The sequence below is a fragment of the Rhodococcus sp. 05-2254-5 genome, from assembly GCF_002258575.1.
In the GTDB taxonomy this organism is placed as follows: domain Bacteria; phylum Actinomycetota; class Actinomycetes; order Mycobacteriales; family Mycobacteriaceae; genus Rhodococcoides; species Rhodococcoides fascians.
On the sequence record NZ_NOZG01000001.1, the window covers coordinates 130,415 to 146,358 of the forward strand.

Below are 15,944 nucleotides of genomic sequence, written 5' to 3' on the forward strand. Positions count from 1 at the left end.
GAGAAATATGAGCAAACAACGGATGGCTACCACTATTACGAGTTTCTGGGAACGGGCTCTCGGCGAAGAAAATCTCACGCTCGATGACAATTTCTTCGATTTGGGCGGTGATTCGCTCACGGCCGCGAAAATCCTTGCCCTTATCCAGCGGGAGTATGGGCTGCAAGCGGAATTGCATCTAATTTTTAACAACCCCACCATCGAAGAATTCGTGGAGGCCGTTGATGAAGAACTAGCAGGGGTAGCGCCGCGGGGAGAAGATGCATGACCGCCCCAAAATTCAAGTCACTGTGGGGAGGTCCGGCGACACCCGATTGTCACTTAACTGGATTTGTTCGCCGTGTCACCCACGATCCGGGGCGTACGGCTGTAGTCGACGCCGATCGTTCGTACACCTACGGAGAACTGGCAGCTTGGGCGCAAACGGTGTCGTCCAACTTGACGCTGGCCGGCGTGAACGTAGGAGACCGGGTTGCGGTATCGCTTCCGCGAGGCGCGGGTGCAGTCGCTGCATTACTCGGGGTGCTGCTGCATGGAGCGACGTACGTCCCGTTGGACCCCGAGTACCCCGTGGAACGGATTCAGTTCATGGTGGATGACTGCGCACCTCGCGCCCTAATCGCCACCACGCGATCACGTGTGAACCACCACGCCCCGCTGGTCGACATCGGGCTGCCCCCCGGAGTAACCCAACCGATCGACCTGCGCGCCGTCGCGTGCGATGCCGCACTTCCGGTCTACATCATCTACACATCCGGATCGACCGGCTGGCCGAAGGGCGTAGCGCTGAACCATCTCTGCATCGACACAATGGTCGATTGGCAAACATCCCACTCACCCCACCCCGAACTACGCACCGCACAGTTCGCCCCGCTAAATTTCGACGTCTCGTTCCAGGAGATATTGGGCACGCTGTGCGGCGGCGGCACGCTTGCGATCATGCCGGAGAAGCTACGCCGTGAACCAGCCCAATTGCTTCGATGGCTCTCCGATCAACGAATCGAGCGGCTGTTCGTCCCATTCGTTGCGTTGCAGATGCTGGCAGTGACGGCCCAGCGGGACATGCTGGCGCAACTGTGCTTGGTCGAGGTAAATACCGCCGGTGAGCAAGTAGTGTGCTCGGAAGATATTCGCGCAATGTTCGCATGTATGCCCGGCTGCCGGCTGGTCAACCACTACGGACAAAGCGAATCCGCCATGGTGACCTCGCACATCCTGGGGCCCGATCCGTATGCCTGGCCCAATCTGCCACCAATCGGCGAACCCCTGCCGGGATGCGAACTACTCATCGCGCCGGAAGTTCCAGAAACTCCGAACATCGGAGAGCTTCTCGTATCCGGAAATCCATTGTCGGATGGATATCTGGGGCGTCCCGAGCTGACAGTGGAGCGCTACGTCAGCATCCTTCCCTCACCAGCCGGTAACACCCGAGCCTTCCGTACCGGTGACCTGGTGGAGCTGACAGACAGCGGCTTGCGCTTCCTATCCCGAATGGACAGCCAGATCAAAGTGCGGGGAATCCGCGTTGATCTCCTAGAAATCGATGCGCAGTTGCTAACAGCTCCCGACTTCGCTGCAGCGGCGACGGTCATGGTGGTGACTAAGTCCGGCCATGCCAGCCTGCGCGCCGCAGTAGTCCTTCGTGAGGGCTGCACCGGCCCAGTCGAGGCCAACGCTCTTAAGCGACTACGCAAGGTACTGCCCGAGGTTTCGGTCCCTGTTTCGGTGACGGAACTGCCCGAACTGCCCAGGACCCCCAGCGGGAAGGTTAATCGTGAGAGAGTCGCTGAGCTCATCGCAGATGACTGCCGGCGGCGTCGCCGACACAGTCAGGGCGGTGACGAATGACCACAATCCTGCACGATAGGCCCGCCGATGCGGGCCAATACGCACTCTGGGCCGAAGCCACGATTGATCCCTCGATTAGTGGCGGCGGATATTTCGTGGCGACCTTTCGCGGTGTACTTGACGAGCATCACCTCGAGGCCGCTGCGCGCGCCGTGCTTGAACGACACGAGCCGCTGCGGTCGGTGCTGCGGCTTGTGCGGGGACAGTTGCGCCAGTGCGTCCTGCCGGCACTTGAGGCATGTTCTTTCGAGCGCGCCACTATCCCATGCGAAGACGGCTCCGAGTCGGCGGCGGTCCGAGAATGGTGCAAGCAGCGCGAACAGGACAAGCGCTGGGACCTAGCCACCGAGGCACCAATTCGTTTCCAACTTCTAACCCATGCTCCCAACCGCTGCTCGATGGTCTTCGAGGCTCATCACGCCGGCTTTGACGGGCGCAGCAAGTTTATTGTCGCCCGCGATTTCTCGAACTATCTGGGGAAACTGAGAATCGGCCATCAAGTGAATCCGACGCCGCTGGCCGCGCCCAGTACGCCCGTTGCCACGGAGGCAGTCACCGCGGAGGCCATCGAATTTTGGCGTACTGCTATCGACAAACGGATGCCCTTGACACTTCCCGAGGGCGGCCGTCTGGGGCAGCGGTCCATTGCTGCCTCGCCGACAATCGAACTGGAGCCCTCAGCGGTTGCCGCCCTTCGCGCGATCGCTCAAAACCTGCAGGTGAGCACATTCACGATGCTTTTCGCAGCGCTCACTCGACAAATGACGGCTTACGACAACATTGATCCGGTGTTGTCTGTGGCTTCGGACGTCAGTGACGAACACACCGGACATGTCGCCGGCTTGCAAACCAACGTGGTCCCCGTATCCATCGAAACCTCCCGCCAGATGGCGACGGAAAAATCCGTTGCCTCGGCCCGCCGGGCGCTCACACACTTGGCTCGCTATCGCCGCGTCCCGTTCGTGGACCTGGTGTCCGGTGTGCCCGGCAGACCCCTCGCTCGGCTCAGTACTGAGCTCGGCCTGTCATTTCCCCGTCCGCCAGCCCAACTTGACCTGGAAATCCCCGGCCTACGTTCGGAGTGGGAGTTTTTCACGCCAAACACAAACGCTGCTTTGGCCAGAACGCTGCAGATCCGTGCGCACTGGCCGCAGTGCCGGGTGCGGCTCGACTATCGCCAGGATCTGATGGGTGCAGCGGAAGCAGAAATATTTCTTGCCGATTTTCGCACTGCTGTCACAGATCTCGCTTCAGACCGAGAAACATCCTTGGTCAGCTCTACGAGCAAAGTCCGGCCCCGAGCAGCCGGCGCGGGGACCCCGTACATCTGTGCTGGCGTCCGCGCGGGGACACTATGTAACGACGACGCTCCCCACCCTCCGCGCTTGATGCCATCGGACGGTGTGAGATTCACCGTGCGTGGCCGGTCGGAACAGTTACTGCCCTGTTGTATAGCGGGCACGATCTGGGTTCATCTCGCCGACGGCCGCGAGGTTTGCACCGACGACTGTGGGTACGTCGCGGCAGACGGCGAGATGCGACACCTAGGACCTCGGGAGGGTCGGTGGATCCGCACCCGAAGCCTCATTGATGCCTCCGCAGTCGCCCGCGTCGCCCGAACCCACACTTGGGTACGAGAGGCGGAAGTGCAGCTGGTGAGGGGCCGTACCGACACCGCGGTGCTCAGTGTGTCTGGACCAACTCGCAATGTCCCGAGCGCACGAGAAATCCGAGCACATCTGCGGACTTTTCTGCACGCCAGTGATCTGCCTGGACGTATCAAAATCACCTGTACCGACACCCTACCGACGAACAAGGATGACAATGAACGAACTCTCTGAAGCTGCTGTAATCGCGGGTGCCTCTCCGGACGTACTTGAGAGCCTTCCCGTCCCACCTGAATACAACGCCGCCTACCTAGATGTAGAAGACATCCAGATTTTCGCCGGCGTCGAGGACAAAGACGTTCGAAAGTCGATTCACCTCGGCAGTGTGCCCATGCCGGAACTTGCTCCTGATGAGGTGTTGGTCGCTGTTATGGCAGCGGCGATGAACTACAACACAATCTGGTCCGCTACCTTCGAGCCGATCCCCACTTTCAACTTCCTGCGGCACTACGCAAAACAGGGCGGCTGGGCCTCTCGTCACGACCAGCCGTACCACGTACTGGGGTCGGACGCAGCCGGGGTGATCGTGCGCGTCGGGGCCGGTGTGCGCAAGTGGAAGGTCGGGGACCATGTCGCCGTAGGGACGGCTCATGTCGATGACCAGGAACCGCTCACCCATCACGACGGCATGCTCGGCCACGAGCAGCGAGCATGGGGGTTTGAGACAAACTTCGGAGGCCTCGCTGACTATGCGGTCGTCCGCGCGAGTCAATTACTACCCAAGGCAGCGCACCTCACCTGGGAAGAGGCTGCCAGCAACCCATTGTGCGCGGGAACGGCCTACCGGATGCTCGTCAGCGAGCGCGGTGCCAACATGCGTCAAGGCGATGTAGTCCTCATTTGGGGCGCGGCGGGTGGCCTCGGTGGCTACGCCGTGCAATTCGTCCGCAACGGCGGCGGCATACCAATCGGCATAGTCAGCTCGGACGCAAAAGCCGAGGTCGCCCGCAAGCTTGGCTGTGAGCTGGTCATCGATCGGCGCGAGATCGGTGAGATTTCCGCTGACCCGGACGCCACCGTCGCGGCAGGAAAACTGCTGGGCAAGATCATCAGGCGAGAGATCGGAGAGGATCCGAACATCGTCTTCGAGCACGTTGGCCGCGAGACCTTCGGCCTCTCGGTATTCGTGGCCCGCCGCGGCGGCACAATCGTCACCTGTGGATCGAGCACGGGTTACCAACACACGTTCGACAACCGCTACTTGTGGATGCGCCTGAAAAGAATAGTAGGCAGCCACGGGGCGAATTTGTACGAGCAGTGGCAGACGAACCGCCTCATCCAGCGCGGCCAAGTGCAACCTATGTTGTCTGAAGTGCACCCGTTTCAAGAGACACCAGAAGCCGCACGCAGGATTCAACTAAACGAGCACCTCGGCAAAGTTGGCATACTTTGCCTAGCACCCTCGAGTGGGCTCGGTGTCACCGACGTCGACCTGCGTTCCCGGATCGGCGAGGCGCGGATCACACCGCTGGTGACGGCATGACAGCTCCGAACCCGAGCTTCGACGCAGGAAAGGCCGAAGGCCGCGTGCATCGTGTCCGAGTGGTGGTTGCCAAACCTGGGCTGGATGGCCACGATCGCGGTGCCAAAGTGGTGGCGCGCGCACTTCGTGATGCCGGCATGGAAGTTATCTACACCGGATTGCGTCAGACACCCGAGCAAATCGTCCGCACCACTTTGGAAGAGGGTGCCGACGCTGTCGGTCTGTCACTGCTATCGGGCGCTCACATGGAACTGGTACCCCGCGTAATCGAGCTGTTGGCCGAGAATAACGCGATGGAGATACCCATCTTCTGTGGCGGCGTCATTCCACCTGGAGACGCACGCAAGCTCGCTGAAATGGGAGTGCTCCGGGTCTTTACCTCTCGGGATTCCCTTCAGGAGATCACCCGTTGGGCACAAACGAACCTACATCCGCTCAAGGAGACGGAGTGACGAGGCACCAGAACTGTCAGACCTTGGAGTCTGCACGGCAAGGCAATATCAGGGCGCTGGCGCAACTAATGACTCGCGCGGAGAACTACGCCATCACTGAGGTTGACGTCATCTCTCCGGCTGCACCGGACCACCCCCGAACCGCCTGTACGGTGATTGGCTTGACAGGTCCTCCTGGTGTCGGAAAGTCGACGTTGATTTCATGTCTTATCGCCGAGTACCGCAAGCGGGGTCAGCGCGTGGCAGTGCTCTGCTTTGATCCGTCATCGCCGATAACCGGCGGTGCGCTCCTCGGTGACCGCATCCGTATGCAGGAGCACTCAGATGATCCCGGAGTTTTCATTCGGTCAGTGTCCAGTCGTGGCCATCTCGGAGGACTTTCGGCCACGGCCAGGACAATGATCGCGATCCTGTCTGAGATCGAATTTGACAGGATCTTGATCGAGACGGTCGGAACCGGGCAGTCAGAGGTGGAAATCGCATCAATCGCGGACGACACCATCGTTGTTCTAGCGCCTGGAGCAGGTGACGGCATCCAAATGGCCAAGGCTGGTGTTCTGGAAATCGCCGACCTCTACGTCGTAAACAAGGCAGATCAGAACGGAGTCCACGCAGTACTTCGCGAACTCCAGGCCGTGATCGAGCTTGGTCAACGCGACGTCCCCATTGTGACGACTACCGCCAGCCGTCAAGAAGGGGCCGCCGAGGTAGTTAGAGCCCTTGAGGCCAAGCGAAAATCTCCTATGACGTAGAGCTGGAGCAGATCGTTCCTCCAGTCATTACCTCTGCCGCGCTTTGCAAAGCAGCGAAGCTTTGGGCCACCGTTAGGTGATCGAAGTCTGCGACATCGACGGGGACACCTGCATGGCACGAAATCACCTGCGCAGCGGCTTGAACTGGGCCCGAGTCAAGGGTTGGGCTGAATTTGACGACCTAGGCAACCAAGCAAAGTAGGGACTGTTGGCAGAGTTCAGATTGACTGATCTTGTAAATATCAGTCAGACAAGCGGATTCGGTCATGTCAGCATGTTGCATAGCGAGCAGTTATGCGGTGGACTGTAGGCATGCTGACTCGAATTGACCATATCGGGATTGTTTGTTTCGACCTCGACAAAACCGTCGAATTCTACAGTGCCACCTATGGATTCGAGGTTACTCACCTGGAATCGAACGAGGAGGAGGGTATCCGTGAAGCGATGTTGAAGATCAACGAGACCCCGGACGGTTACGCCTCGTACCTCCAGCTGCTGGGCTCGACCCGGGACGACTCAGTAGTAGGCAAGTGGCTGGCCAAGAACGGAGAAGGCGTCCACCACATCGCATTCGGCACGAACGACGTGAGTGGCGAAACAGAAGCCATACGGAGTAAGGGCGTCCGGGCACTCTACGACGAGCCGAGACAAGGTTCAATGGGGTCCCGAATCAACTTCCTGCACCCAAAGGATTGCCACGGGGTCTTGACTGAACTCGTCACCGCCGCAACACCAGACTCCGAATGACAACTGCCAGTTAATGTTGCGATGGTCCATATCGTCAGAGTGTTGATGCGGATTTGTGCCATGGAGTGGTAGACGAGGGGGCGGGATGGGAAAATTGGCGCGGCGTTCGGATAGAAGAGGGCAGAAGCCTCGGAATGCGAAGGGCACTCGGGTTCGCCGTGATGGATTCGACGGTGAGTTCGTTCCAGGGCAACAATTTTCGGTCGACATGCGTATCCGCCGTCAGGCCGCCGAGGTGCTGGAAGCAAAGGTCACCGCGGCGCGGTGGCCCCTTGTGCTCGAGGCCATCGAGGCCGCAGCCTGGCCGGTGGAGACCTACCTGGGAAAATTCCTTAAGGGCGGCTACGACGTGATCCGGTTTCGGTCCGACCCGGCCGACGTGGGCGAGATGCTCCATAGGTTGTCCCGGATGACGAAGCTGCCGGTCGAAGCTGTTGCGCGGGAGCCCCACAAGCACTTGCCCTTCTGGCTCGATGACGAACCGGAATCGCACGATGTCGGCCTGCAGCCCTTCCGTTGGTTCCAGATGCTTTACTACAGCCACTTCCTTCTGCGCGCGTCGACGGCGGACCGGTATGCCTACTATGCGACGCCGGAGATGTCTGCGTTGATCGAGGCCGGCCAGAGTGCCGATCGAGACCATGATGTTGCTGTGACCGTGGCCGATCTTCCCTCGAGCAGAGGAGTTCTCTATCTCGCTCCAGCGGATGGAGTGCCCGACCACGGGCGGGTCCTGGTGTGGAACGAGACAGGTCGCGACAGTGGAAGTGGAACCGATGTTCTCCTGATAGCCATGCTTACCGTTCCTGCTTTGCGGTGGTGGTTGGCGCGGGCCGACGGGGCACTTCCTACTGACGGAAACCGGTTGTACCGCGTCGTCAACGACTACCTACCGGTGTTTCCTTTCGCCGAGGTCCAGCTCAGCCCAGCCGAATTCGATGCTGCGCCCAGTGCACCGAACCGATCAGGAGGCGCGGGTTTCACGGACGTCGGTCCCGACGAACCTGCGCATTCCGTGACCGCCATGAATGACCTGGATTACGTTGCGCGAACGTTCTTCTCGATGGTGAACATGCTGCGAGGCAACAAGTTCGTGGAGTCCACCCGCCAGCAGTCGGCGCGCATGCGAGACAACGACGGCGTAGTCAAGCGGATGCGTGAGGTGACGTATTTGTCGTACCGGCAGCCGCGGTCTGCATCCAGTGCTTCATCGTCGGAAGGATCTGGCAAGCTCTCGCACCGCCACGTCGTTCGGGGGCATTGGCGTCGGCATTGGTATCCATCGCAGAAGCGTCATCTACCCATGTGGATCGATGAGCATTTGCAGGGGCCCGCGGATGCCCCGATTGTCGTCAAGAGCAAGGTGACTGTGGTGCGCCCGCCTGCGGAGAATGAGAGTGTTGAATGACCAACGACCGTAGTTTCGATCCGGACGCCGATCACGGCCAGGCGGGCTGGGTGACTCTGCCCAGTGGACAGCGTGCTTACCGCTACCACGGCTCGGACGACCTGATCTACGACGGAGCAACCGCCCCCGAGGCCGACGCGTCGAACTAGACGTAGATTGGAACTCCTCGGCGCAGGCTCGAGAAGACCGATGCACCGTCATGCCGGAAAGAACGACGCAGCTCGTCCAGTCATTCACATGAATGATTGTTGCCTGGGAACCACAAAGCAGCGCTGTGCGTCCAACACAGCATGGACGACGACGAGTGCGCAGCCATCCGTGACGAGGGGCGCGACCCCAGCGACCCGGCCGTCGTAAGCGCCCTCGACCAGGTGAAACGAACGCTTCACCTATACCGGCATCTCGCCTGGACCTTCACGGCAGACGCCCTCGACACTCGCACCCTCCACCGCTGAACGCGCCCACCTGCACGTTCGACAATCGAACATGCGTTCGATACGGTGTGGTGGTTCCTATCGGCGCGCGAAAGGTCGATCCACATGGCCACCGTCGACGCAATCGGGGACCTCACCGGCTTGGGCAAGGCCGAACAGCTCGCCGCGCTCCGACGCAGCATGGCCGCGATCCCCGGACGACGTGTCCACGCACCCATCGAGCCCGTCGACGCATCCCTGTTCGCCCCATCTCAGCCAACGGCCCCGCCCGCCGACGAACAGACCCTCAGCGGCCCTGTGCGTTCACAGACCCTGCGCACCATCCCCGTGCCCACGCCACTGTCGGAACTCCTCCCACGCGGTGCGCTGGCCCGCGGAACGGCCATCTCGATTACTGGTGCCGGATCGATCCTCGTCGGTCTCGTCGCTACAGCCAGCGCGGCCGGCCACCACGTCGCATTGATCGGGCAGTCGAAGTTCGGACTCCTCGCCGTCCACGAGCAGGGCGGCGACCTGTCGAAAATCCACCTGATCGACCCAGGCCAAACAGACCCCCTCGACGCTGCGAGCCTCTGTATCGAGGGCCTCGATCTGGTCGTGACGACCGTGCACGGACGCGATGTTCCGCCAACCCGGGCGCGTGCCCTGTTGGCCCGAAACCGTACGCACGCAGGAATTCTCGCGATCACGAACGGACGCATGCCCGGTCTCGACCTGGCAGTCTCCTCGCGGCCTGTCGCGTACGGCGGAATCGAGCAGGGCAGGGGCCGTATCCGGTCGATCACCCTCGAGACCACCGTGCACGGGCGCGGTATCGCCGAGCGCACCGGCCGCTACACCCTCACCGCGCCCACGTTCGGCGAACAGGGCCTGCGGTGGATCCCGAGCAGCGTCGACGCGGCCGTCCTGCACCGGCCACACGGTCTGGCGGTCGTGCAGTGAGCCCCGAGATGTACGAGAACTGGCCCGTCACTTTCGATCCGCCCACACGCCTCGTTGTCGATCCCCCTCAGAGAGTCTTGGTCAGCGTCGCGCTCACCGTGGCTGGCTCGTCTGGAGGATCCTTCCGTGACGGGGTGCCGCTCAAAGTCCGGTCCGAAGGTCTCTAGCCAGTGAAGTGTTGTTGTTGCAATCGATTTGACTGATTTCGGGCCGCCAGCGTGGTGCTTGCAGATACGGTGGATCGCAATGGTCGATCTTTGTCGGTGGCAGGTGTTCTGGTGCGATCCAGCCGGTTCGTCGGCTGATGCCGTCGACGATCCGGTGCTTGCAGGGTTGCCCTCGTTGCCGGAGTGGGCCCGCCGGCATGGGACGCGTGCGGGACAACCGTTTCTGCTGCGTACGGATGGCCACTGTGTGCCGGAGGTCGACGAGTTCTTCGCTTCGCCCCGGATGCGGAGCTGCAAGCATGGGACGGTCCGCAAGTATGCGTTCACACTCGCGACGTGGGTGGGCTTTCTCGACGCGATCGAATGTCGTTGGCACGAGGCAGGTTCCGACCAGATCGATGCGTTCAAGTTCTGGCGGATGACCGATGCGGCAAACCCGGTACGCGTTGCAGGTGGCACCGTCAGATCGGATCTGGTCGCGATCAGCACGTTCTACGAGTGGGCACACCGCACTTATGGTGTAACGAATCCGGTGCTACGCGTGGCAGTCCGCGGTCACCGACCCAGAGAAATAGCTACCGAGGCATATCAGGCGACTCCGCACGTGGTGCGTGATCGTGACGTGAAGTGGCTCGACCCAGCAGGGTACCGGCGATGGCGTGACATCGGATTGCGTGGTCTGGACCGGCGTGGTCGAGAAGCGGAGGGGTGGCGTGGCCGGAACGCGCAGCGCGACACCGCGTTCGCCGACGGCCTGTACGGAACGGGGCTGCGGTTGTCGGAGTGGGCGAGTGTGTTGATGGTCGAGCTGCCGGTCGACGATGCCAGCCGGGGGTTCACGACGTGCCGGTTGGCGGCGGCCTGTGCGAAGGGCAGCCGAGGTCGCAGGTTCTGGATGCCTCGCGAAACGTTGACTGACGTACGTGCCTATGTGGAGGGCGAACGAGCCCGAGCAGTACGGCGAGCACGTCGGGAGGGCCGTTACGACCGGATCCTGGAGCGCCGGATCGTGGTTCGATTGCTCGGTGGTCGGCGGCTCGAACTCCGTGACCGTGGCGGTGCCAAATCCGTGGTGTCGTTGGACGCACTCGACCCGGCCGCACGGCTGTATCTGTTTCACGACGATGCAGGCGGGCTGAGCCCGGCGTCGCTGTGGGTGAACGAGGACGGCATGCCGCGGATACCGCATGGTTGGCAGCACACGTTCGTCACCGCAAACCGGCGAGTCGAGCGTGAAGGTTTGATCGGGTTGGCCGCGACCGCGCACATGTTGCGGCACTCGTTCGCTTTGCGGTGGTTCTCGGTCGGTCGGTTGTTGTACGAGCGGCGCTTCGCGCACCTCGATGCCGAGGAGATGAGGGACTACCGGGCACAGTTCGGTGACACCTGGTACTTCGTGATGACGCTTCTCGGGCACGCCGATGTTGCCACCACGATGAACACCTATCTGGAGCCGTTCCGCGATCTGGACGTCTCGTTACTGATCGAGCATGCGCACGGTGCGGCCATGGACCGGGTGCTGACGGATCTGTTCCGAACCGACCCTCGGGTGATCACCGACCCGCTCGCCGATGCAGGGCTCTCGTGAGCGCACAAGGCCGTCGAGCCCAGCTGCCCGGCCTGGGCTACACGTCTCCCGGACGGCAAGATCCGTTGGGGGACAACCGTTGTCGGGTCGTTTTCCATCCAGAGCGTGGTGGCCGCCCGACCACGTTCGACCTCTCCGACCTGCCGGTTGGGGAGGCGATGCGTGAGTGGCTTACCGCAGCGCTCGCGAAAGGAACCGGGCCGAGCGGGTCCGCCCGAACATTGGCATCGGCACGGACATTGCTCGGCGCAGCACGGTCGTTCGCTCGATACTTGGACTCGGCAGATCGGTCACCGGCGACGCCGGCGCAGCTGCACGGGACATATTGGGATCAGTATGTACTGGCGCAACGGGTGTCGAACCGTCGAACACAGGTGATCAATCTGCGCAGCTTGCTGCGACATGCCAGCGATGTGCCCGACGATTTCGCTGCGAGGATGCATCGCACCCAGATCAGTTCGAGAAATCAGAAGTTCCAGGCCTACAGTGCTGCAGAGTTCACACGGATTACGGCAGCAGCGAAATCGCATGTGCGCGAATGCGTCCACCGGATTCATGGAGGTCGTGTTCTGTTGGCTCGGTGGAGGGCCGGGGAGATCGATCGGGACCTCGACAAACACGGCTGGGAGCGAGGGTGGCTACTCGATCACATCGACCGCCACGACCAAGTGCCCCGGTACGCGAACGGTTCGAGACACAATCTTTCCACCGCCCATGGAGGGACGGCGGTGTTGTTCGCCGAGTTGTATCCCACACCCCAGGATGTCGCCGCTGCGGCAGCGTTGTTGATCTGTCTGACCGGGCACAACCTGTCCGCGATCGCCACGCTCCCAGCACGGCATCACAGGCCCGACGGCGACGCCGGAGCCTCCCGCACGGCGATCGTGGAGACGATCAAACCCCGACGCGGTCGACATCACGCCCACCAGAGCATCGCCTTGCACGAAGCGGCCGCGTCCGCTCCAGCCCGGCTCGACTTGTCCAGTGCGTACGCGGTGTATCAGGTCGTTCACGATATTTGCGGACCGGTGCGCGCTCGCGCCGAAACCGAGGTGCTGTTCGCCTATTTCACGCCGAAGAACGGCATGCTGTTCCTGCCAGGGTTACGCCGCAACGTGCTCGGCGAATGGGCACAAGCACGCGGTGTGCTCGGTGATACGGTCGACGAGACCGGTCAGCCTGTACCGCGGCGACTCGACAGCAGACGACTACGGATGAACTGGCTCGAACAGCACCAGCAACCGGTCGCACACACCGAGCAGACACTCGCCAACGACTATCTCGCCCGGCATCGCGGCAATCTCGCGGAATATCAGCAGATCGTGGCTACCACCCTCGACGAGCAGGTCACCGAAGCGCGGCGCACTGCGGTGATGCGCAGCCTGACCGCGAAACAAATCGAACACGCTCGCACCGATCCGAGCGCAGTCGCCGCTCAAGTCGGGCTGACCGCCAGCGTGCTGACTGACCTGTTGGGTGGCCGTCTCGACACCGTTGTTGCCGGTTGTGTCGACAACACCCACAGTCCACACGCCCCCGTGGGGCAGCCGTGCACGGCATCGTTTCTGCTGTGCTTGTCGTGCCCGTGCGCGCGGGCAACTCCACAGCACCTACCGGTCATCGCCGAAGTCCACGACAGACTGCAAAACAAGGCGAAGGAGATGACGCCGCTGCGGTGGGCGCAGCGATTCGCAGGCCCCGTGGCTCAACTCGCCGATGTGATGAGCCGATACCCCGACACCGTCATCGAGGAGGCGCGCATAAACGTGAGTGAGGAACAACGAACTCTGGTCACCATGTTTCTAGCGCGCAACCTGGACATCCGATGACCGCGACCAGCGTCCTCACCGACAATGGCGATGCGAGGTTCCCGGGACCGGAAACCGTTGTGCTGCAAAACCGTCCATTACGGGCCGATACCGATGTAACCGCACTCTCCCGTTTCGGTGACGAACGGTGGACTCTGACACCTGCGTTGTTGGCTCCGCACGCACGAAGCACCTCGCTCAACTTCGGGTCCGTGCACCCCGATTTCGTGCTCGCTCTCAAACACCTGTACTGGGCAATGATCAACCCTGGTGGTGACGACGCCACTGTCAACAGACATCATCGTGGGGGCACACCCGCGATGCTGACGATCTCGACTATGTTCCGGTTCACCCGCGCCTTCACCGACTGGCTGGCATCGCGTGGATGTCACTCGCTGACACAGGTCAGCCCCGCCGATCTCGACGACTACCTGGTGCACGTCAAAACCGCGGAGACGACGTACGCCAAGCGTGAGGACCTCCTCGCCGCGGTGATCAAGATGTGGGGCTACCGGGCACTCGTCCCGAGATCCAATCGTCTCCCGCCGACACCGCCGTGGAATGGCGAACGTATCTACCGGCTGCTCGAAGCCTCACGCCATGTGGAGATCCGAACCCCACGCATTCATCCTGACACCATGAACAGCTTGTTGGCGTGGTCACTGCGGTTCGTAGAGGACTTCGCCGACGACATCACGGCCGGCTTTGGTGAATACGAACGGCTCCACCGACGCATGCTGCCGGCCCGTCTACGGCCTGACCGGGTGCGGCGCCGCCCAGGTGAGCTAGTCACCGATCTGAAGACCCTGATCGATAGGTATCGCGATATGGGTCGCCCGTTACCGGGCATCCGTAGTCGCAGCGGTGAACTGATCCATCACCTGCCCTATCTGGCCCGGCTCCTCGACACCGCGCCCGACGCACTCCGCCGTCCGGAGATCCTCGACATTCTGAGCCGGTCGGGGCTGCCGATCTGCGAAGGTGCACCGTTGCTGATACCGGCCACCGGCACGCTCGACGGGCAGCTATGGTGCAGGGACTCCATCGACGAACGCGAAGCCCACCAGCTGGCCCGCCACCTCACCGCCGCCTGCTTCATCGTCATCGGCTACCTCTCCGGCATGCGGACCGGTGAGGTACTCACCCTCGAACGCGGATGCCTGCAGCGTGATCCCGACAGTGGCTTGCTGCTCATTCGTGGTCGACACTGGAAGGGGGTACACGACGCCAGCGGCTCCACCGTGCCGCAAGGACAGATTCGTCCCGACCCCTGGGTGGTCGCCGAACCCGTCGCGACCGCAATCGGTGTGCTGGAAAACCTTCACCACGACCAGCTGCTGTTCCCGCACATGCTCGGCGAACACAACTCAGGGCCACGACAGTTCCGGACCGGACAAGCCCGCACCACCGGCAGCATCAACACCGACATCGCCCACATGATCGGCTGGGTCGACTCCTACTGCGCAGCCACCGGCCGCACCGACGTCATACCACCCGATCCGACCGATCCGAGCATTCCAGCCCGCCGTCTGAGACGCACTCTGGCCTGGTTCATCGCCCGCAAACCACGCGGCCTCGTCGCTGCCGCGATCCAATACGGTCACCTGAAAGTGCAGATGACCGTCGGCTACGCCGGCAGCTACGCCTCCGGGTTCCCCGACGACCTGGCGTTCGAGGAGTGGCTCGCCCGACTCGACCTCCTCGCCGACGCGGACGAGCACCTTCGACACGGTGAACATGTCAGCGGCCCGGCTGCACACACCTACCGGCACCGCGTCGACGGCGCGCAACGATTCGCCGGACACGTCCTACGCACCAGCAGCGATGCACGCACCTTGCTCGCCAACCCAGACCTGCAAATCTACCCGGGACACGGGATGACCTGCGTTTTCGACCCGCGCCGGGCGGCATGCCACCTCAGCCGAGACGACACCGACACCCGCCGCACCCCCGACCTCACCGATTGCCGACCCAACTGCGTCAACATCGCCCGCACGGACCGCGATATCGACGAACTCACCACCGATATCGAAACTCTCCGCATCCTGGTCGACGATCCTCTGGCACCACCGATACGTGCTGCACGTGAACGACAACAACTACTCCGACTCGAAGACGCTGTCATTCAACACAATCGCCGCGAAGGCAACGATCATGACTTATGAGAATACGACGGAACGCCATGCGATCGAGGCAGCCATCACGCGGCTGCTCGACGGCACACCGCAACGCTCGACCGGTGCCCTGAGCATCGTCCAGCTTGCCGTCGAAGCCGACGTCAAGCGATGGGTCCTGACACACAAACACACCGACCTCGCCGAACAGTTCACACAACGGGTACGAACACAGGGCAAGATGCCAGCTGCGTTCCAAGACCTCGATAGACGCGCGAAAACAGCTGAAGCGGCGAACGATCGCCTTCGGCAAGAAAACAATCGGCTGCGGAAACAAGTCAACATCTACGCGCAGGTCATCCACGAACTGACCACCGAACGCAACAGAACAAGTCAACAGTCACCTTCGGGCAAGCTTTCGCACATAACCACTCATAGGCACTGACCGGTCAACGTCGCGTGCATGGCCAGCGAGATGTTGCTCCATGCATCACTCATGGCCATACCGTACTCGGCCACCACCAACACCGGTCG

The 15,944-nt window shown here is 61.9% G+C and carries 14 protein-coding genes; all 14 read left to right on the forward strand.

Annotated features, from left to right (window positions below):
- Nucleotides 1-7 precede the first annotated feature (7 nt).
- The 14 genes from CH278_RS00560 (at nt 8) to CH278_RS00625 (ending at nt 15,855) form a co-directional block, all read left to right on the forward strand.
- Nucleotides 8-268, forward strand: a complete 261-nt coding sequence (locus tag CH278_RS00560) for a phosphopantetheine-binding protein (protein ID WP_032382025.1) — start codon at nt 8-10, stop codon at nt 266-268.
- Nucleotides 265-1,848, forward strand: a complete 1,584-nt coding sequence (locus tag CH278_RS00565) for an AMP-binding protein (protein ID WP_015586172.1) — start codon at nt 265-267, stop codon at nt 1,846-1,848. The genes CH278_RS00560 and CH278_RS00565 overlap by 4 nt, the downstream gene beginning before the upstream one ends.
- Nucleotides 1,845-3,689: a condensation domain-containing protein gene (locus tag CH278_RS00570; protein WP_015586173.1), complete on the forward strand. Its 1,845-nt coding sequence runs from the start codon at nt 1,845-1,847 to the stop codon at nt 3,687-3,689. The genes CH278_RS00565 and CH278_RS00570 overlap by 4 nt, the downstream gene beginning before the upstream one ends.
- Nucleotides 3,673-4,998: a crotonyl-CoA carboxylase/reductase gene (ccrA, locus tag CH278_RS00575; RefSeq protein ID WP_094620978.1), complete on the forward strand. Its 1,326-nt coding sequence runs from the start codon at nt 3,673-3,675 to the stop codon at nt 4,996-4,998. The genes CH278_RS00570 and ccrA overlap by 17 nt, the downstream gene beginning before the upstream one ends.
- Nucleotides 4,995-5,450: a cobalamin B12-binding domain-containing protein gene (locus tag CH278_RS00580; protein ID WP_015586175.1), complete on the forward strand. Its 456-nt coding sequence runs from the start codon at nt 4,995-4,997 to the stop codon at nt 5,448-5,450. Before ccrA ends, CH278_RS00580 begins: the two co-directional genes overlap by 4 nt.
- Entirely contained in the window at nt 5,447-6,202 is a 756-nt protein-coding gene (gene meaB / locus CH278_RS00585; RefSeq protein WP_015586176.1) for a methylmalonyl Co-A mutase-associated GTPase MeaB, read from the forward strand. Before CH278_RS00580 ends, meaB begins: the two co-directional genes overlap by 4 nt.
- 312 nt (nt 6,203-6,514) lie before the next feature.
- Nucleotides 6,515-6,949: a methylmalonyl-CoA epimerase gene (gene mce / locus CH278_RS00590; RefSeq protein WP_015586177.1), complete on the forward strand. Its 435-nt coding sequence runs from the start codon at nt 6,515-6,517 to the stop codon at nt 6,947-6,949.
- Between the two features lie 208 nt (nt 6,950-7,157).
- Nucleotides 7,158-8,357, forward strand: a complete 1,200-nt coding sequence (locus CH278_RS00595; RefSeq protein WP_032375849.1) for a hypothetical protein — start codon at nt 7,158-7,160, stop codon at nt 8,355-8,357.
- Entirely contained in the window at nt 8,354-8,506 is a 153-nt protein-coding gene (locus CH278_RS27290; RefSeq protein WP_155289037.1) for a hypothetical protein, read from the forward strand. The genes CH278_RS00595 and CH278_RS27290 overlap by 4 nt, the downstream gene beginning before the upstream one ends.
- Nucleotides 8,507-8,896: 390 nt before the next feature.
- A complete protein-coding gene (locus CH278_RS00605; RefSeq protein WP_015586180.1) occupies nt 8,897-9,733 on the forward strand; it encodes a hypothetical protein in 837 nt (278 codons plus the stop codon).
- 246 nt (nt 9,734-9,979) lie between these two features.
- Nucleotides 9,980-11,488 carry a hypothetical protein gene (locus CH278_RS00610; RefSeq protein WP_141216646.1) on the forward strand — a complete coding sequence of 503 codons (1,509 nt, stop codon included), beginning with the start codon at nt 9,980-9,982 and terminating at the stop codon, nt 11,486-11,488.
- Nucleotides 11,485-13,317, forward strand: coding sequence for a hypothetical protein (locus CH278_RS00615; RefSeq protein WP_143536190.1), 1,833 nt, complete (start codon nt 11,485-11,487; stop codon nt 13,315-13,317). The genes CH278_RS00610 and CH278_RS00615 overlap by 4 nt, the downstream gene beginning before the upstream one ends.
- Entirely contained in the window at nt 13,314-15,461 is a 2,148-nt protein-coding gene (locus CH278_RS27755) for a hypothetical protein (RefSeq protein ID WP_032375852.1), read from the forward strand. The genes CH278_RS00615 and CH278_RS27755 overlap by 4 nt, the downstream gene beginning before the upstream one ends.
- Nucleotides 15,451-15,855, forward strand: coding sequence for a hypothetical protein (locus CH278_RS00625; protein ID WP_032375853.1), 405 nt, complete (start codon nt 15,451-15,453; stop codon nt 15,853-15,855). The genes CH278_RS27755 and CH278_RS00625 overlap by 11 nt, the downstream gene beginning before the upstream one ends.
- Nucleotides 15,856-15,944 lie beyond the last annotated feature (89 nt).